Source organism: Desulfobulbus sp., assembly GCF_030824455.1.
Lineage (GTDB): Bacteria > Desulfobacterota > Desulfobulbia > Desulfobulbales > Desulfobulbaceae > Desulfobulbus.
This window is the reverse complement of sequence record NZ_JAVBXR010000040.1, coordinates 1-15460: the sequence shown is the minus strand read 5'-3', so window position 1 is coordinate 15460 and position 15460 is coordinate 1. Positions and strand designations below refer to the sequence as shown.

General features: G+C 51.2%; 18 protein-coding genes. 10 read left to right on the top strand and 8 right to left on the bottom strand.

The window, feature by feature from the left end; genetic code table 11:
• Positions 1–92: 92 nt before the first annotated feature.
• Positions 93–896, bottom strand: a complete 804-nt coding sequence (locus RCH93_RS07015; RefSeq protein ID WP_306547613.1) for a hypothetical protein — start codon at positions 894–896, stop codon at positions 93–95.
• 134 nt (positions 897–1030) lie between these two features.
• Entirely contained in the window at positions 1031–1627 is a 597-nt protein-coding gene (locus RCH93_RS07010) for a recombinase family protein (protein ID WP_306547612.1), read from the bottom strand.
• Positions 1628–1798: 171 nt separating this feature from the next.
• Here RCH93_RS07010 and RCH93_RS07005 point away from each other — a divergent pair, with 171 nt between their 5' ends.
• From RCH93_RS07005 to RCH93_RS06980, 6 genes are all read left to right on the top strand, one after another.
• On the top strand, positions 1799–2149 hold the full coding sequence (locus RCH93_RS07005; protein ID WP_306547611.1) for a hypothetical protein: 351 nt from the start codon (positions 1799–1801) through the stop codon (positions 2147–2149).
• Positions 2150–2283: 134 nt separating this feature from the next.
• Positions 2284–4728: a hypothetical protein gene (locus RCH93_RS07000; protein ID WP_306547616.1), complete on the top strand. Its 2445-nt coding sequence runs from the start codon at positions 2284–2286 to the stop codon at positions 4726–4728.
• Complete coding sequence (locus RCH93_RS06995; RefSeq protein ID WP_306547615.1) at positions 4725–6032, top strand: autotransporter domain-containing protein; 1308 nt, start codon at positions 4725–4727, stop codon at positions 6030–6032. The genes RCH93_RS07000 and RCH93_RS06995 overlap by 4 nt, the downstream gene beginning before the upstream one ends.
• A gap of 154 nt (positions 6033–6186) precedes the next feature.
• Positions 6187–6627 (top strand): hypothetical protein, encoded by a 441-nt coding sequence (locus tag RCH93_RS06990; RefSeq protein ID WP_306547610.1) that lies wholly within the window; start codon positions 6187–6189, stop codon positions 6625–6627.
• A gap of 188 nt (positions 6628–6815) precedes the next feature.
• Complete coding sequence (locus RCH93_RS06985) at positions 6816–6983, top strand: hypothetical protein (protein WP_306547609.1); 168 nt, start codon at positions 6816–6818, stop codon at positions 6981–6983.
• 291 nt (positions 6984–7274) lie between these two features.
• Positions 7275–7634, top strand: coding sequence for a PilZ domain-containing protein (locus RCH93_RS06980; RefSeq protein ID WP_306547608.1), 360 nt, complete (start codon positions 7275–7277; stop codon positions 7632–7634).
• A gap of 609 nt (positions 7635–8243) precedes the next feature.
• Here RCH93_RS06980 and RCH93_RS06975 read toward each other — a convergent pair.
• Positions 8244–8510, bottom strand: coding sequence for a hypothetical protein (locus tag RCH93_RS06975; protein ID WP_306547607.1), 267 nt, complete (start codon positions 8508–8510; stop codon positions 8244–8246).
• Between the two features lie 201 nt (positions 8511–8711).
• Between RCH93_RS06975 and RCH93_RS06970 the strand changes: the two genes are divergently transcribed.
• The 3 genes from RCH93_RS06970 to RCH93_RS06960 all read left to right on the top strand — a co-directional run bounded on the left by RCH93_RS06970 (position 8712) and on the right by RCH93_RS06960 (position 10403).
• Positions 8712–9353 (top strand): YchE family NAAT transporter, encoded by a 642-nt coding sequence (locus RCH93_RS06970; protein ID WP_306547606.1) that lies wholly within the window; start codon positions 8712–8714, stop codon positions 9351–9353.
• Positions 9354–9376: 23 nt separating this feature from the next.
• Positions 9377–9979, top strand: coding sequence for a flavodoxin family protein (locus tag RCH93_RS06965; RefSeq protein ID WP_306547605.1), 603 nt, complete (start codon positions 9377–9379; stop codon positions 9977–9979).
• Positions 9980–10115: 136 nt separating this feature from the next.
• Entirely contained in the window at positions 10116–10403 is a 288-nt protein-coding gene (locus RCH93_RS06960) for a hypothetical protein (protein WP_306547603.1), read from the top strand.
• Positions 10404–10500: 97 nt separating this feature from the next.
• On the opposite strand, the gene RCH93_RS06955 is transcribed toward RCH93_RS06960, so the two are convergent.
• The gene (locus RCH93_RS06955) at positions 10501–12081 is read right to left on the bottom strand and encodes a U32 family peptidase (RefSeq protein ID WP_306547614.1); all 1581 of its coding nucleotides are present in this window, start codon (positions 12079–12081) and stop codon (positions 10501–10503) included.
• Between RCH93_RS06955 and RCH93_RS06950 the strand changes: the two genes are divergently transcribed.
• The gene (locus tag RCH93_RS06950) at positions 12010–12339 is read left to right on the top strand and encodes a hypothetical protein (RefSeq protein ID WP_306547617.1); all 330 of its coding nucleotides are present in this window, start codon (positions 12010–12012) and stop codon (positions 12337–12339) included. The two genes, RCH93_RS06955 and RCH93_RS06950, sit on opposite strands and share 72 nt — an antisense overlap.
• A 29-nt stretch (positions 12340–12368) precedes the next feature.
• Here the strand turns inward: RCH93_RS06950 and RCH93_RS06945 are convergent, their stop codons facing one another.
• The 4 genes from RCH93_RS06945 to RCH93_RS06930 form a co-directional block, all read right to left on the bottom strand.
• Positions 12369–13055, bottom strand: coding sequence for a hypothetical protein (locus tag RCH93_RS06945; protein WP_306547601.1), 687 nt, complete (start codon positions 13053–13055; stop codon positions 12369–12371).
• Between the two features lie 166 nt (positions 13056–13221).
• Positions 13222–13827, bottom strand: coding sequence for an NUDIX hydrolase (locus RCH93_RS06940; protein ID WP_306547600.1), 606 nt, complete (start codon positions 13825–13827; stop codon positions 13222–13224).
• A 309-nt stretch (positions 13828–14136) separates the two neighbouring features.
• The gene (locus RCH93_RS06935; protein WP_306547599.1) at positions 14137–14847 is read right to left on the bottom strand and encodes a class I SAM-dependent methyltransferase; all 711 of its coding nucleotides are present in this window, start codon (positions 14845–14847) and stop codon (positions 14137–14139) included.
• A 14-nt stretch (positions 14848–14861) separates the two neighbouring features.
• Positions 14862–15107, bottom strand: coding sequence for a DUF1653 domain-containing protein (locus RCH93_RS06930; protein WP_306547598.1), 246 nt, complete (start codon positions 15105–15107; stop codon positions 14862–14864).
• Positions 15108–15460: the final 353 nt, after the last annotated feature.

Sequence of the window (15460 nt, the reverse complement as noted above, 5' to 3'; positions counted from 1 at the left end):
ATTTTCACCTGCCAAGTGAGTTTTCAGGACAGGCGGATATTGCAATATTTTTACTGAAATTTCAATATGTTGATTTTAATTTTACGTTGATTTTATAGATGTTTTTTCACTGAACCAGGATAATAATTTTCAGCAAGTTTTAAATCAATGTTTGGCTTTGGTATTTCGCCATCTAATGGGACAACAGGGAATTTTTTCCCCATAATTGTGAACTCGTATTTTCCTAGGTATATTCCAAGTTCATCTGGTGTTTTTATAACGCCCTTTGGCTTCTCAGAAAGGTCCACCACAATACTGCCCTCGAAAAATGTATCGGGAGAAAGTTTGTCGCAGGAAAACAAAGCTATGTGTGAATTGACGGGTTTACCATTTTGTTCCCATTGGAAAATCGAAAAGTCGATGGCTTTGCCAGTTAGAGAATTAAAATTTCCTCCTTCGGTCCTTGTAACTTTACCATTTTCTGAAATCCAACTTTTTACACTTCCTGCCTGTACAGAACCTCCGCTGTAAAATCCAGTTTTCCCACGGAGTTGAGTGATGACATACGGAAATTGAATCTCCAAATTCAAGTTTTCTACGGGGGCAGAGTTTCGATTTTTATTCAATATTTGCAGCCTGTATTCCTGGAAAGGGTATTTGTATTCGCTTCTAGATAGGTCCGGGAAATCTTGGAGACTAATTCTGACTGTCAGTTTGGGTTTCAGGGATTCAGAATCCTCTTTGAGAATGAGATTGTTCCTCACGTAAAAAACAATGATAAGCCCAAGCAGGACGAATGAAATAAAAGCGGTCCAAAGGGCTTGATGGTGTTGATTTTTCGATAAAAAATAAAGCGCACCTCCCCCTGAAAGACCAAGAACAGCTAGTAATATATTCAGACACCATTCTGGAATCACTTTTGAACTCCTTGAGATAGACAGCTGACCCGTCTCTTCCATTAAAGTATTAACTATTGCTGTTCATCGAACAGGATTTAATATGCAGAAAGGTTCCCAGTCCAATCCATTAAATTACTATGGTTTCGATTGTTTTATTTTTCCTTCATTTTCAACCAATTATATAGGTTTGGCAATGATGTTTCGTATTTTTTAGCCACAAAGGTCTTGGTTGATCCATTTTTCAGCAGTGCGAGGATTTCCTCCTTGTGCTGATCCAATTTACTCTTCCCTGGCCCCTTGGGTCTGCCAAGCACTGCCCCGGCGGCTTTTCTTGCCCTCAAGCCCTCTTTCGTCCTCTCTGATATCAAGTCCCTTTCGATCTCGGCAATCATGGCAAGCATGGTCAGCACGATTTTACTCTCCATTGATCCATTCAAAGACCACCCGCCCTTGACGGCATGCACGGCAACGCCTTTCTCTTTCGCCAATTGCATGATTTCAAGAATCTGCAGGGTGGATCGCCCCAGCCTCGAAAGCTCAGAGACAATAACCGCATCCCCTTTTTTCAAAGTTCCAAATACTTCACCAAACTTTCTTTTCTTCCAATCTTTAACACCACTGATTTTTTCCTCTACCCATTCCACCCGGCCAAGGTTCTTTTCATTGGCAAGCAATGCGATGTCAGCCTTGTTTTTCTCTAAATCCTGTTCAGCCGTTGACACTCTCAAATAGCCTATCGTTCTTGCCATTCCCTAGCCTCATTTTCTCAAATTTTCTTCAGTGCAAAATGAATACCTCAAATTCTGAATTAAACTTGATACCAATATAAAACAAATGTCCATACTATAAACATTATAAAATGTATAATTTTTAACGTTCATTTTGACCTTACACTGCTCGGGGAAATCCAGACGCTGGACATGAAAATCTTGTCATTGCTCGGTAGCCGCCGAAAGTCCGCGCACGGAAGCATTTTGTGGATCAAAATACACGCCATGAAAAGGAGCTCTCCTGATGAACCGCATTTCAAAAAGATCCAAATTGCCTCTTTGCGCCTGCGGTGGCGGACAACCGGAGAACTGGCAGGAACTGCCGGCAAGGGCTGGGATTACATCGTGGCCACGGTCGGTAAGCAACCCCTCGCCGACGCAATGATGGCGATGATGAACGCCTCAGGACATTGCCGAGGCCTGGATGCAACTGATTGTGAATATGAACCGGAAAGATTAGATCGCTCGACGAACTGGGGACGAGCAGGCAATAAATGTTGATCGGGGAATAAATTTTGAATTATTGTCATATTTTGCTTTCACCCCCTCGGGTTCCTGTCTTAATAATGAACTGTCGAGGCAGGGGAACGCCCTGAAAGAATATATGGAAAGAGGGAGGTGTCATTTTGTCGACAATGAAGAGAGGAATGGTTTGCGGTGACAATCAACAGGAATTGCCGAACATACTAGAACAATATCAGCTATATTTATTGCAAATGAAACATCTGTCATGCTTGGCCGGCAGAGGGAATGCTGTCTCTGTGAGAGGGTTGTATAAATTTGCTCTGTCAATAGGCGTTATTGCGTCTTCGTGTTTATCCCCCTATTGCAACAACGCTTTTGCCGGTTCCGTCTCTTGGATGGGCTCGGTGGATTCTAGTTGGCACACGGACGGAAACTGGGTGTGGGACGGCCATACTCCGACAGGCTCTGATAACGCTCAAATTGACGCCGGGCCCACAGCGGTAATTTCCAGTTCGCCCGGCGCGGTCGCCAACCTGTTCGTTGGCACGGTTAACGCTGGCGCACTATCTATTGAAAATGATTTGACGTCAACAACTGCAACGTTGGGAAACAACAGCGGCTCTTCCGGGAATGTCGCGATCTCTTCTTCCCGTAACTGGAGCAATAGTGGATATCTTTACATCGGCAACGCCGGCACAGGACTATTGACGCTTGCAGGCGATTCTTCTGCAAGCGCGGATACGGCTTATTTAGGCACGGCAGCGGGAGGCGACGGAACAGTCACTCTTAACGGCAATTCAGATTTTTCTACAACGCATTATTTGTTTGTCGGTTATGGCGGATCCGGGACGTTGACTATTGCTTCCGGTCAGGCAACCAGCGAAATCGGCGTATTGGGCGACGGCACGGGATCTGACGGCACGGCGACGATAACGGGAAGCGATTCTTCGTGGATCAATAGTGGAACCTTGACGATAGGCGGCGGTGGTCAGGGAACTATAGACATTACCGACGGCGGACGTGTTTCTAATACTATTGGCGTGATCGGCAACGCCTACAATGGGTTGACAAGTGCGGTCACTGTCGCCGGAGCCGACAGTCTTTGGACCAACACCGGTCAGTTATTCGTCGGTTCGTATGGAACGGCAGAACTGCACATTGAAGATGCAGGCGAGGTAACGAGTGTAGGCGCGGTTATTGGTCGGCACTCGGTAAGTTCAGCAACGGTTACTGGCGCTGGATCCATTTGGTCAAGCGGATTCCTCGCTGTCGGTGGAGATCAGGCCGACGCTGGAGGCACGAGCGGCAACGGAACTTTGAATATTCTTAATCAGGGCCAGGTCAACAGTGCCGGAGCGAGTTTGGGCGATGCAGTTGGGGCGACGGGCGCTGTTACGATACAGGGAACGGGATCAACTTGGCAATCAACTGACCGGATTGGGGTTGGGAAACATGGCAACGGAACTCTGACCATTGCAAACGGGGCACAAGTGCAATCCACCGGCGGACTTGTCGGATGGTTAGCAACCGGCAGTGGAGAGGTGAGCATAACCGGCGCGGGAAGCAGTTGGATCAATACCGGCCATTTTTTTGTTGGGAACGAAGGCGACGGCGTTTTGGCCATCTCTTCAGGAGGCTTCTTGACGAATGTCGATGGGTACGTCGGCACAGAAGCCAATGCTGACGGGACGGCAACCATTACAGGCTTGGGGTCGTCATGGGTGAACACGGGCGATTTTTTGGTGGCTCACAACACCGGTTCGACTGGAACGGTTACGATATCTGATGGGGCGACGGTGAGTGATGTTCAAGGCCTTTTGGGAGATCTCGTCGGATCCAATGGGACATTGACCGTCACGGGACCAGGCTCGCTCTGGTCAAGTAGCAGCGACGTCAATGTCGGACGGTTTGGAACCGGGACGCTGACCATCGCAGATGGCGGACGGACAGAAGGGAACAGGGGATACATTGGCAACGAAGTGGGATCATCTGGCTCCGCCCTGGTAACTGGCGCAGGGTCCGTCTGGTATACAGTTGGAAAATTTGTCGTCGGTCTAGACGGCAGTGGGACGCTCACAGTGGCAAACGGCGGCAAAATTAGCACTGGCGAGATAGATATTGCCTACAGTGCAGGCTCGTCGGGTGTTCTCACTATTGGAGCTGCAGCGGATCAGACTGCGACAGTCGCTGGAATACTTGACACGGATCAAATTCACTTTGGTTCTGGCAATGGTCAGCTGATTTTCAATTTTACAGACTCATATACCCTTGGTGCCTTGATCGATGGTTCTGGTGAAATCTCTCTCTATTCCGGCAACCTGTACTTAACGGGCGCAAGCGAAGAGTTCACGGGGAACACTAACATTTTCAACGGCGTACTTTCGATCAATGGAACACTCGGGGGAAACGTATTTGTTAGTTATGGAGGGGAGTTGAAAGGATCTGGAACGGTCGGATCCATCTCAATTGGTTCGGGAGGCGTCTTGGCTCCGGGAAATTCAATTGGCGTCATGACGGCTGGAGACGCGACCTTCGCATCAGGTTCAACCTATGAAGTGGAAGTCGATGCAGACGGCAACAGCGACAAGATCGTTTCGACGGGGCCGTTACCATAAATAGCGGATCAGCTATCAGTATACTGCCGGAAAATGGAACAGACGACGGATCCACCTATGATCCATACACTACATACACCCTCATCACCGCTGACGATGGCGTTTTCGGCACATTTGGCGCCGTCAGCGACGCCTTCGCATTCCTTGACGTGAATTTGAGCTATGACGCAAATAACGTCTACTTGGCCTTGTTGCGCAACAATATGGATTTTACAAGCATAGCGGAAACCCAGAATCAGATTGCTGTTGCTGGAGTTGTCGAGACGCAAGGCACTGCCGGGGCCTTGTACCGCGCCGTTTTACCGTTGACTGAGCATGACGCTAGGGATGCTTTTGATCAACTGTCCGGCGAGGTGTACGCCTCGACCCAAAGCATGCTCTTGGATGACAGCCGGTTTGTTCGGGAGGCTATTTTGTCTCACACTCATGTCACCCCAACAGCAAGAAGCAATAATCGAGAAGCGGTGGCTGGGCAGAATGAAAAGTATGCGGTGTGGGGCGCTCCTTTCGGGGCATGGGGAGATTGGGATGGAGACGGCAATGCGGTTTCGCTTGATCGTTCCATTGGCGGCGTCGTTGCCGGATGTGACGTCATGCTTGGTTCTTCATGGACGACCGGTTTTGCCTTTGGTTACAGCAAGACTGACTTTGACGTCGACTCTCGCCTGTCCTCTGGGTCAGCAGACGGCTATCATCTCGGAACATATGCGTTGAAACAACTTGGCGGTCTGGATCTCACGGCTGGCGCCGCGTACAGTTGGCATCAAGTCGACACCGACCGGACAGTACAGTTCAGTGGCTTTCGAGACGACCTCGAAGCTGATTACGATGCAGACGCTTCCCAATTTTTTGGAGAGGCAAGCTATAATTTCACAACTCAAACTGGCCGGATCTCACCGTTTCTCAATTTGGCCTATGTTAATTTAAACACCGACAGTTTTACTGAACAAGGCGGAGAGGCGTCTCTGCAGGTCGCCTCGTCAAGTCAAGACATGGTCTACAGCACCTTCGGATTCCGTGCGGAAAAGCAGGTCGCTATCGGTGGGATGCTTCTCAAACCCAATGGTTCGTTAGGTTGGCGTCATGGGTTTGGCGACAACGTTCCGACCGGGGATGTTGCTTTTGAAAGCGGCAACGCCTTTGCCGTCGAAGGCGTCTCGATTGCCCGCAATGCGATTGTCGGGGAATTTGGCATTGCCCATGATCTGACCGAGAACGCATCAATAAATGTTGCATACAACGGGCAGTTCTCGTCCGACCTCAACGACCAGGGCGTCAAAGCGACCTTTGTCGTCAAGTTTTAACAAAGCGTATCAGGTGGCGTCAACACCTCCAGGTTTGTGCGTGGTAGTGTTGACGCCCCTCTTTTTCGCTCAATTTACTTGAAAATATTTCTGCGAATACCCGCCAGCTCCCCCCTCACGACAACCGCCACCTATCATCCAGAGAAACGCCGCCATGATTTCAATTCGCACCATTCCATTTATTCTCACCGCCCTCTTCTTCTCTTGGCTTCACAGCGGCGCCGTTTCCGCGGGCACAACAGATTACACATGTGCAATCACGCAAGTTTATCAACTCAAAGAGATCGGAGCGCTGGCAACGTCTCCCGAATATGAAAAGGGAAAAAGCATACCACGCCAATCGTTCACGATTTCGCGGGAAACCGGGGCCATCACCGGGAAGTCAAGCGATCTGGACACAGCCTTGGCCAAATCCACGCTTGTTATTCACAAAGGGTCGGATGAAAATTCTTTTATTGCGGTCGCCGATTTCGGCCCCTCCAAGAGCGGGACGCACGCATATCGCGTCATAAAAGTTGAAGAATACATAAAAGGATCAGCGAAACCCTTTGTAGCGATGAGAGATCTGGACATCGTCACTGGCACTTGCAAATAGGCCGCGCTTTCAATGCGACCCGATGCAAGCCGCAGTACGCTTTCAGGCGAGGGCGGCCTTCCCGTGCCCGAGAAACCTTTGGGGGCGTTGATGATCAGCAAAGGCCCAGCGTGTTGTTTTCATTTGATTAGCCGTGACTATTGTGCTTAGATCGTACAATTAATCACCATTTTCTCAAAGGAGGCGCTATGCTTGAAGACAAAATCATCAAAGTGACCTGTCCGAAGTGCGGCACACAAATGAGCGAAGCCGCCAGTTTTTTTAAAAAGCCTGGCAAATCATGCCCCGGCTGTGGCCGGCAGTTTACAACCGAGAGATTCAAACGAGCTATTGAAGAAGCCGAGAACCTGGCGTAGAATCGCAGTAAAGTGGCCCCAAAGTTTAAATAACCAACGCCGGTTGGTTGGAAAAATGAAGGCCTCCTTGGACTCTTAGGCGACCGGATTGGCGGTTTTTTTTCCAACCGACCGCCCCGCAAGCGCCTCTCAATCTGCAGACAAGAAGCCTGCCTCTTGATAACTCAACGGCTTGATGAGTAAAAGGCGACCGAGCCCCCTGCATTATCCCCCGAAGAAGGCAAGAAGCATCCACAGCAAGCCTAGTCGCGGCGGGCCTGCGGTTCCCTCCACGACGTAAACGAGGCAATTATGGAACAAAGAAGATTCACCCGCATCAGATTCAACATGCCGGCCGAATTGACGGTAAACGACACTGTCCACTCCTTTTCCCAGGTTGACAATCTCAGCGTGGGCGGATGCTCTTTAGAGACTCATCTCGAGGTGGAAGCGGGCGCGCCCTGTCGATTCTGGCTTCCTCTGGAAGCAACAACCGGTTTAGGGGTGGAAGTGCATGGTGAAGTGGTCCGGTGCAGCGGACAATCGATCAGTGTAAAATTTACGCGCATCAGCCCCGAAAGCCTTTTTCATCTGAAGAATATCATTCGATTTAATGCCCCTGACCCAGATCAGATTGAAGACGAAATCAGCGCGCGGCCCGGGCTGGTGTAATGCCTTCTGCGTCAAGACAAGATTGCGAGGCGCCCCTGATGAGCGCCCATATTTTTCATTCTCCCCCCTTTCTTTTCGTCAATCTTACCCTATCGTATGAAAGGACTTTAATGCCGTGAGGTTACTTCCGCAGGACGTTTGTGCGGAATCAAAAAAGCAACTATTTACAGGAGCGAGACCATGGGCGACAAAGGCGGGAAAAAATCTAAAGAAAAAACTCAGAAACAACACACCGACAAAGTCAAGCACAAGGAGCAGGAAAAGCTCGAAAAACAACCAAAGAAAAAAGTCTGAGGCAGAAATTCAGGCAACTCGGACGCAACCATTTGCCGTTGTCCGAACGATCTGAGCCACTTCTGGCGGCCGGTTGATTAACCATCACTGATTTAGAATGAAAAAAAGCACTGGCCCCACGGAGCCAGTGCTTTTTTTAATTTCAGGAGCAGGATCTCCCCCTGCCCAGCAATCCAACGCAACGCTCAATCCTTGGCGCCCGACAGAGACGGACAGCAACAAGAAACAGCCCATCCAAGCCTTTCAGAGCTGAACGCATGCTTCAAGAATGCCCGTCACAGGCACTGCGGGGCAGCGAAGCAAGCCCCCTCTTCCTTACTCGGACAGACGCTTGGAAAGACGCTGGTACGTTTCCTTGAGTTCTTCGCCCACGATTTTAGCCTTGGCGATATACTCCTCCGAGGTGTCAATGGCGTCGTCGGTAATTTTGGAGGCGTTTTCTTTCAGTTGATCCCATTTTTTCTCTGCCCCTTCCAATTCCTTCCTGGCGTCCATCGAGGCGAGGTGCGCCTTGAGCGATATTTCATCCCGTTGTGTTTTTAATTTTTCAAGCAGGTTGCCAAACTCTTCTTTCATTCCCATGAGTACCCTCGTTGATGGTGGTTATTCGAGCCGACAAAGCGGCAGACCAAGCTTTTATTTCAACTACAATGCGAATGAATACAACCGTGTCAACGGCAAAGGGCGCACTCTGCAATCCAGCACGAGCAAACAGCCCCGAGGCACGGGGCACAAAACCGCACCACACCAATCTACAACGACACGTTCAAAGAGAGTCCGCCTATGGAAACAGGAAGCGTCAGCGAATACCTCAAATTTTTTGTCGCCTTGCTGGCGATCATCAACCCAGTGGGCACCATCCCGATTTTCATCAACCTGACTGCGAATCAGGACACGACAACCCGCAATAAAAACGGGTCATTAGCCTCCATGTCCATGGGGATCATCCTGCTTGTCGTCCTGTTCAGCGGCGAGGCCATTCTGCGTTTCTTCGGAATCTCGGTGGGTTCATTCCGGGTTGGCGGCGGCATTTTAATCCTGCTGATGGCGATCTCGATGCTGAACGCCAAGATGAGCAACGTCAAACAAACAAAAGAGGAAGAAATTGATTCCGCCGAGCGCGACAGCGTCGGGGTCGTGCCGCTGGCCACCCCGCTGCTGGCCGGCCCTGGCGCCATCAGCACCGTTATCCTCTACGCCCAGCGCTATACGTCCGTGGCGCATTATCTCTATCTGCTCGGCGGCATCGTGCTTTTGGCCGGCTTGACCGCCCTTTTATTCCGCCTGGCGCCCACCATTGCCCGAATACTCGGTAAAACCGGCATCAACATCGTTACTCGACTCATGGGCCTTATCATGGCCGCGATGGGCGTGGAATTCATTGCCCATGGCCTGAAACAGCTCTTCCCTATTCTTGGCGGCTAAGATTCACGCGCAGGTGAAAACTTATGAAAATATTGGGAATTGTCGGAAGCTACCGAAAAAACGGGACCATAGACCGCCTGGTGTCGGAAACGCTGGCGAGCGCAGCGGCTTTGGGCGCTTCGACCCACAAAATATACCTTGCGGACGCGCACATCGAATTCTGCGTCAACTGTCGCCAGTGCATGCAAAACCCTGGCACTGAACCAGGAAAATGCATCCATTCCGACGAGTTGGGAGACATCTTGAACGAATGGAAAGGGTGCGATGGGCTGGTGCTGGGAGCGCCGGTAAATTTCTTCAACATCACCGCAGTGACGCGCCGGTTTATGGAGCGGCTTGCCTGCTTCGCCTACTGGCCGTGGGGGCAATACGGCCCCAAAATGCGCTCCACAAGCAGGGACAAAAAAGCAGTGTTGATTACGGCGGCGGCCATGCCGGCATACATGGGCTGGATTTTCACTGGCGCGCCCACGGCGCTGCGGCTTATCGCCACAACCTTGGGCGCTCAACCGGTGAAAACCATCTTTGTCGGCCTAGCCGGACAGCAGAACGCCGCGCCATCGCAGCGCGCCATCAGCCGGGCGCAAGCGGCCGGCCGCTTGCTTGTTGACCAGACGATGAGGTGAGTTCCCTCCTCGCACGGCAGCTTGGCCAAGCGGCTTTGTGTTCACACAAATTCTTTGCCCCCCTTGTGTGCACGGTTTATCAAATTATATTAGCTACAGCTAAACAGACTCCCTATCCTCATTACCAAAGGGGTTGATGATGAAAAATTTTTATCTGGTGCATAACGGCGAGGCAAAGGCAATCGATCACAAAGAATTGAATGCGTATCCATTTATCTCAGACCATGGCAACGCTGACGAAACGGAGCGATACAGCGAAAATTGGCATATATACGACAGCAGCGGAACCGAGTGGTGCGTTGCATACGCCGAAACCGACCAAGAGGCGATCGCGCTCACGGGCGACAGCTCCAATGGATTGGTCGCACGCGATAACGTCTGGTGCGAGATAGGCCGAGTGCCTTACGAAGCTCGCGCAAAATAACCAGCGACGCCTCTCTCTTGAGAAGCGCCATTGCTGATTGACGCCTCTTAAAACGCATTGACCGGATCCACCAATCCCGGTGGAGCTGATTGGTCTTTTACAGCTCTCCCTTTTTCGTCACGGTCATCTCGCACTTTTCGCAGTCAAAACCCAATACATAGGCCCCGGTATTGTCGGCAATGGTCAGCGGTTCGGCGGGGGCGTTGCGCTTCATTTTCATTTTTGCACACATGCCCAACTGCGCCTTGATGCAATGCCTGGTTGTCATCAAGGCACAGTTTTTTTGCGTGCTGACGCGGAGAGCATTTTTCTCTATGCGCTGAACTCCGTGGCGCAAATAAAACGCTGCCGTTTTTTCGTTGGTGACGTTAAGAGTGTGATCAATTTCAGCATACGGCCAAGGATACTCATTGGAACTTGGATTCCTGACGTCCCGAACCAACGATTGCCGCCTCATCTCCACATGTCCGGCAAAAGCCTTTCTGCGCAGATTATTGAACACAGCGGAAGGAAAAAACAAATCAGCAGACAATTCCAGGGAAACATCAGCCGCCGAAAAAATCGTGCCGCCGCTTTTCTTCAGTTGCCGCAAGGCCAAGGGTTCGATCATGCCAACTTTTACGGCTTTTTCTTTGTTGACAACGATCGAGGCAGTGGATGCAATTCCATCCTCGTCAACAATATGCAACTGCAAACCATCCTCAGTTTCCCGCAGGACCATTTTCACCAAGATGGTTCGACAGAGCTGACTTTGCTCGAGAGTTTTATTGAAGACAATGTCGGCATTGCGAAAAATTTCAGCGCCAATCGGCACGTGCAACTGCGCGGCCCCGTCTTTGGGAAATATTTTATGCCCTTCAACCCGGTTCACCCGCATGCCGACCAGTTCGTTACGCTGATTAAAGAAACAAAGCCCGTCGCCGTTATGGACGTCTTCGTCCCCTTCAAGCGTGATACATTTGGCGTCCACGGCAACAACCCAACCTATTTTTTTACCGATTGATTTAGGAGTGCGGGGTTCTCCTGCGACATTTCTTCGTTTATTGAGAAAGTAATCGGTCGCGCCGCGACTAAACGACCTCGAAGGGTCCGGGACAAATCCGAATTGGCAGGTTCCGGACGATGCGCGGGCCAAGTCGTCCCGCGCATCGATAATTTTATCCAGGGCCAGCCGGTAGGTTGCGGTCACGTTTTTGACATAGTTCTCGTCTTTCAGGCGGCCTTCAATTTTAAACGAGCGGATTCCCGCATCGATCAACGCACCCAACTGAGCCGACAGATCCAAATCCTTCAGACTGAGCAAGTATCGGCCTTTCTCCAGCATCACGCCATTGTTGTCGAGAAGATCAAACTTATGCCGGCAAAATTGGGCGCACTGCCCCCTGTTGGCGCTTCGCCCGGCCATGACCTCGCTGATGTAGCACTGGCCGCTATAGGAAACACACAGCGCCCCATGAACAAAAAATTCAAGAGGAACCGTTGTGCCGGAACGGATTGTTTGTATCTGGGCAAGACTGAGTTCCCGGGCGAGAACGACCTGCGAGAAGCCCGCGTGCTCGAGAAACCTGACCTTCTCCAAGGTTCGGTTGTTCATCTGGGTTGAACTGTGGAGCGGAATGGGCGGCAGGTCGGCCTCCAGCAACCCCACATCCTGGATAATGAGGGCGTCAACGCCCATCTCATACAATTGACGGCAGAGTTCCACCGCCTGATCAAGCTCATCGTCGTTCAAGAGGGTGTTCAATGCAACATACGTTTTGGCGTGAAACTGATGCGCATAAGCCGCCAGTTGTTCGATATCGGTAAGACTGTTGGCTGCGGCGGCCCTGGCGCTGAACAGCGGACCGCCGATATAGACGGCGTCGGCGCCGTGGTTAATGGCGGCGATGCCGCAGGCGAGGTTTTTGGCAGGCGCCAGGAGTTCAACTTTTTGTAAAATCATGGGGGATAAGGGAACGGGGCGGTTCACGCCATCAATTCTTCGTAGGGGTAAAGCGCAGGAAAACACGCTTCGATGTCCACTCGCTGCATCTCGGCGTCAGCGCGTTCAAGAGCGCGGCGCTCCTGGTCTTGATCAAGCGCCGCTGGCAATCCGTCGCTGCTGCCGTGCAGCCTCCGCCAGGTGTCCTCGCTCATTCCGGAACGGATCGCCGCCGCCGAGAAAAAGGCTCGCAGCGAAGGGAAATGAAAATCGTCGTCAAACAGGTGTTTTTTGTCGTCTGGCAGGCGGCTCACGGTCGTTTTCACCCAACTTGTGAACGATCTGGAAAAGAGCATCCCGGCGTGTTCTTGACCGGCTTTGTATTCTGAGAAAAGCCTCTCGGTCGGATGCGTTCGTCTTCGCTCTTGGACAAAATCGAGGAAACCTAATCTTTTCAACATCGGATGAATCGGAACGGCCCTGGCCGCCGTCGTTGCCGCTTTCAACCCGTTGGCGCGTATCTGCACCACCCATATCCCATAGTGCTGCAGCACGTCGTCCGGCATGAGATGAAAAATCTCGTTGCGGCGAGTTCCAGTGCAGGCGGAAACCAGCGGCGCCCAATAGTGCGACATGAAGCCGGTCTTCTGGAATGACTTGAAATTTGATTTCTCGAACAGTATGTCGAGCGCTTCCGCGGTAAACGGCGGGGTTGTTTGTGTTGTCAGCATCGTTTCAATGGCTTTATTGAACTGGCGGGCAAAGCATCGCCTTTAGCAGCGGCGACGCAAGGGTTGGCGGCGTTGCGGTGTTGCCAACGGATCTTCCGGCCCGCATGCATCAGGCCACACGAAGAGCTTGGAATGTGCCGTTGCGCGCTCAAGCACAGCCGAGCTGTCAAGGGGCGGGCCATCTCTTCTCTGCCCGGCCGTCTATGGGCAACATCTTAATATTTCCTGCAAAATAGCAATCCAGTATCCTTTGGTCGGCTTCAAACGCATAGTTGACGCCAAGATGCAGATCACGATCTATCCATTGCAACGCCGTCAAATCATCTCCAGGATGTTGTTTGCCCCCGGCCGCCTGCCCCATGAGCACGACAACCATCGTGTGATGCTGATCATCCAGATGGTTGGAGACCACATTGACGACGCCTTCGATTCGTAGCGCCAGGCCGGTTTCTTCCCGCACCTCGCGATGCGCGGTGGCAATAAAGGATTCCTCATACTCCACATACCCTCCGGGCAAGCACCATTTGCCGCCATATCGCGCATTTTCCGCTCTCAGGCCAATCAACACTTTCCCGTCTGGAGATTTGACGATGACGGTGACGCCGGGATTCGGGTTGAGGTAATGAACAAAATCGCATCGCTCGCAGCGTTGTCGTTCAAACTGCTGCAGCGTTGTTTGGATGAAGCGTTCACCACATTGGGGGCAATAATGCAGCCGCTTCTTGTTGGCGGCCAACGCACTCGAATGACTGAACACTTGCAATAAATTCATTGCATGCATTGCATAACCCGTTGTTCATCGATCCTGGGCAATAAGCTGTGGGTGGCGTGCATCATATCTCTTAGCAAGCGCTCCTCGGATGCGGATTTGAGAGAGGCTTAGAGCACAGAACGCCACATGTCGTTCCATTGCTCAATCAAGCGAAGCATGATGCCCAGAGCAAAACCTCACCGAGGCGGGTGCGTCATTTCGACCAAAGCGAGAAATTTCGGCCCTTGCCTGCGATTTGCCCCTTCGCTCGCAGGGACAAACAAATGCGTTGCACTTTTGAAATGGAAACGAATACCCTGTCGGCCGCCATCACGAAGCCTTTTTCCATTGAACCGCCAGGAAGGCGCCGGTATCCCATTGATTTTCCATCCCGTTTCTTTCTATTTCCGGGATGTTTGCAACAGGAGCATCTTTCTGAAAATGAATGGCTGTTTTGATGAAACTCTTTTCAGGAACGAGCAAACGCATATCGTCCGGGGACCTGAAACATATCTTTTGAAACAGGGCATGGCCGTTTTGGGCTTTTTGCTTCCGTTGTTCCGCCCATGGACTGAGACTGTTCAGGGTGGTGACAACAACGCAGCCTCCCTTCCGGGCGACTCGATCAAGTTCGGCAACTGCCCGTCCAGCGTCCGCGACAAACTCAATCGCAGTCATGGACACAACTTTATCAAAGCAGTTGTCGGGAAAAGGCAGCGCGCACATGTCGGCGCACAGACCAATGAAACCACCAGCACCAGTACGGCCCATCGCCTTTTTGAGCATGGGGCCGGACAGGTCAACGCCAGTCACTCTGGCTCCGCAGCCCAGGAGGTCTTGGGTGAAAACGCCGGTGCCGCATCCCACATCCAGAATCCTATCACCGGGGAGCGGGTTCAGAAGCTCAAGCACAAGAGCTGATTCATATTTTCTGACAAGCCGCCCGGTTGGGGTTTCAAACCAACGGTCATACCTGTCGGTCCAGGCGTCAAAGAGTGCGGTTGTCATTTTTTTCAGATGTGAAACGACTTGCCGCTCCATCTCTGGTGAACCGCCTAAGGCTTGGGCAATTCATCAAGAAGGGCAAACCGGGATTGCAGTTGACCGTTGCTTTCGACTTGCTCAAAGAACATCGCGTATGGACGAACCCATAAACCTGTTTGGTTGTAGAGTGGGCGATAGAGAACCAGGGGCTCGAGCGTCTCGCTATGCCGAGCAACGCCCAACACCTCGTATTCCCCTCCTTTATAGTGACGATAGCGACCAAGGGGAATTGATGGGAGCGGAGAGAGGCGACTCATTTTCACAGGTTCCTGTCGGTTGAGTTCAACTTACGGGTTTAACAAATATTTTTCGCCAAGCGTTAAACGCGGTTTATTTCATTTCTAAATCAAGGGAAGCATGATGCAGAGCGCAAAACATCGCCGAAGAAGGCCTGTCATATAAAGGCGAGATCTCTCCCTTACGGTCGAGATGACAGAATGGGGACCTTGACCAGTGGACAAGAAAGATTGTTTTTTAAAGACCTTTTTGGAGTTGTCATATAAAGGCAAGAGTCGAAAAATTAGATAAGCTGGGGTGAGGAGAAGAGACGAAGTGTCAAAGGCATATAGCCTCTCGAAATGCGAAAATCTCTTCTCACCCTGGCGCCTTT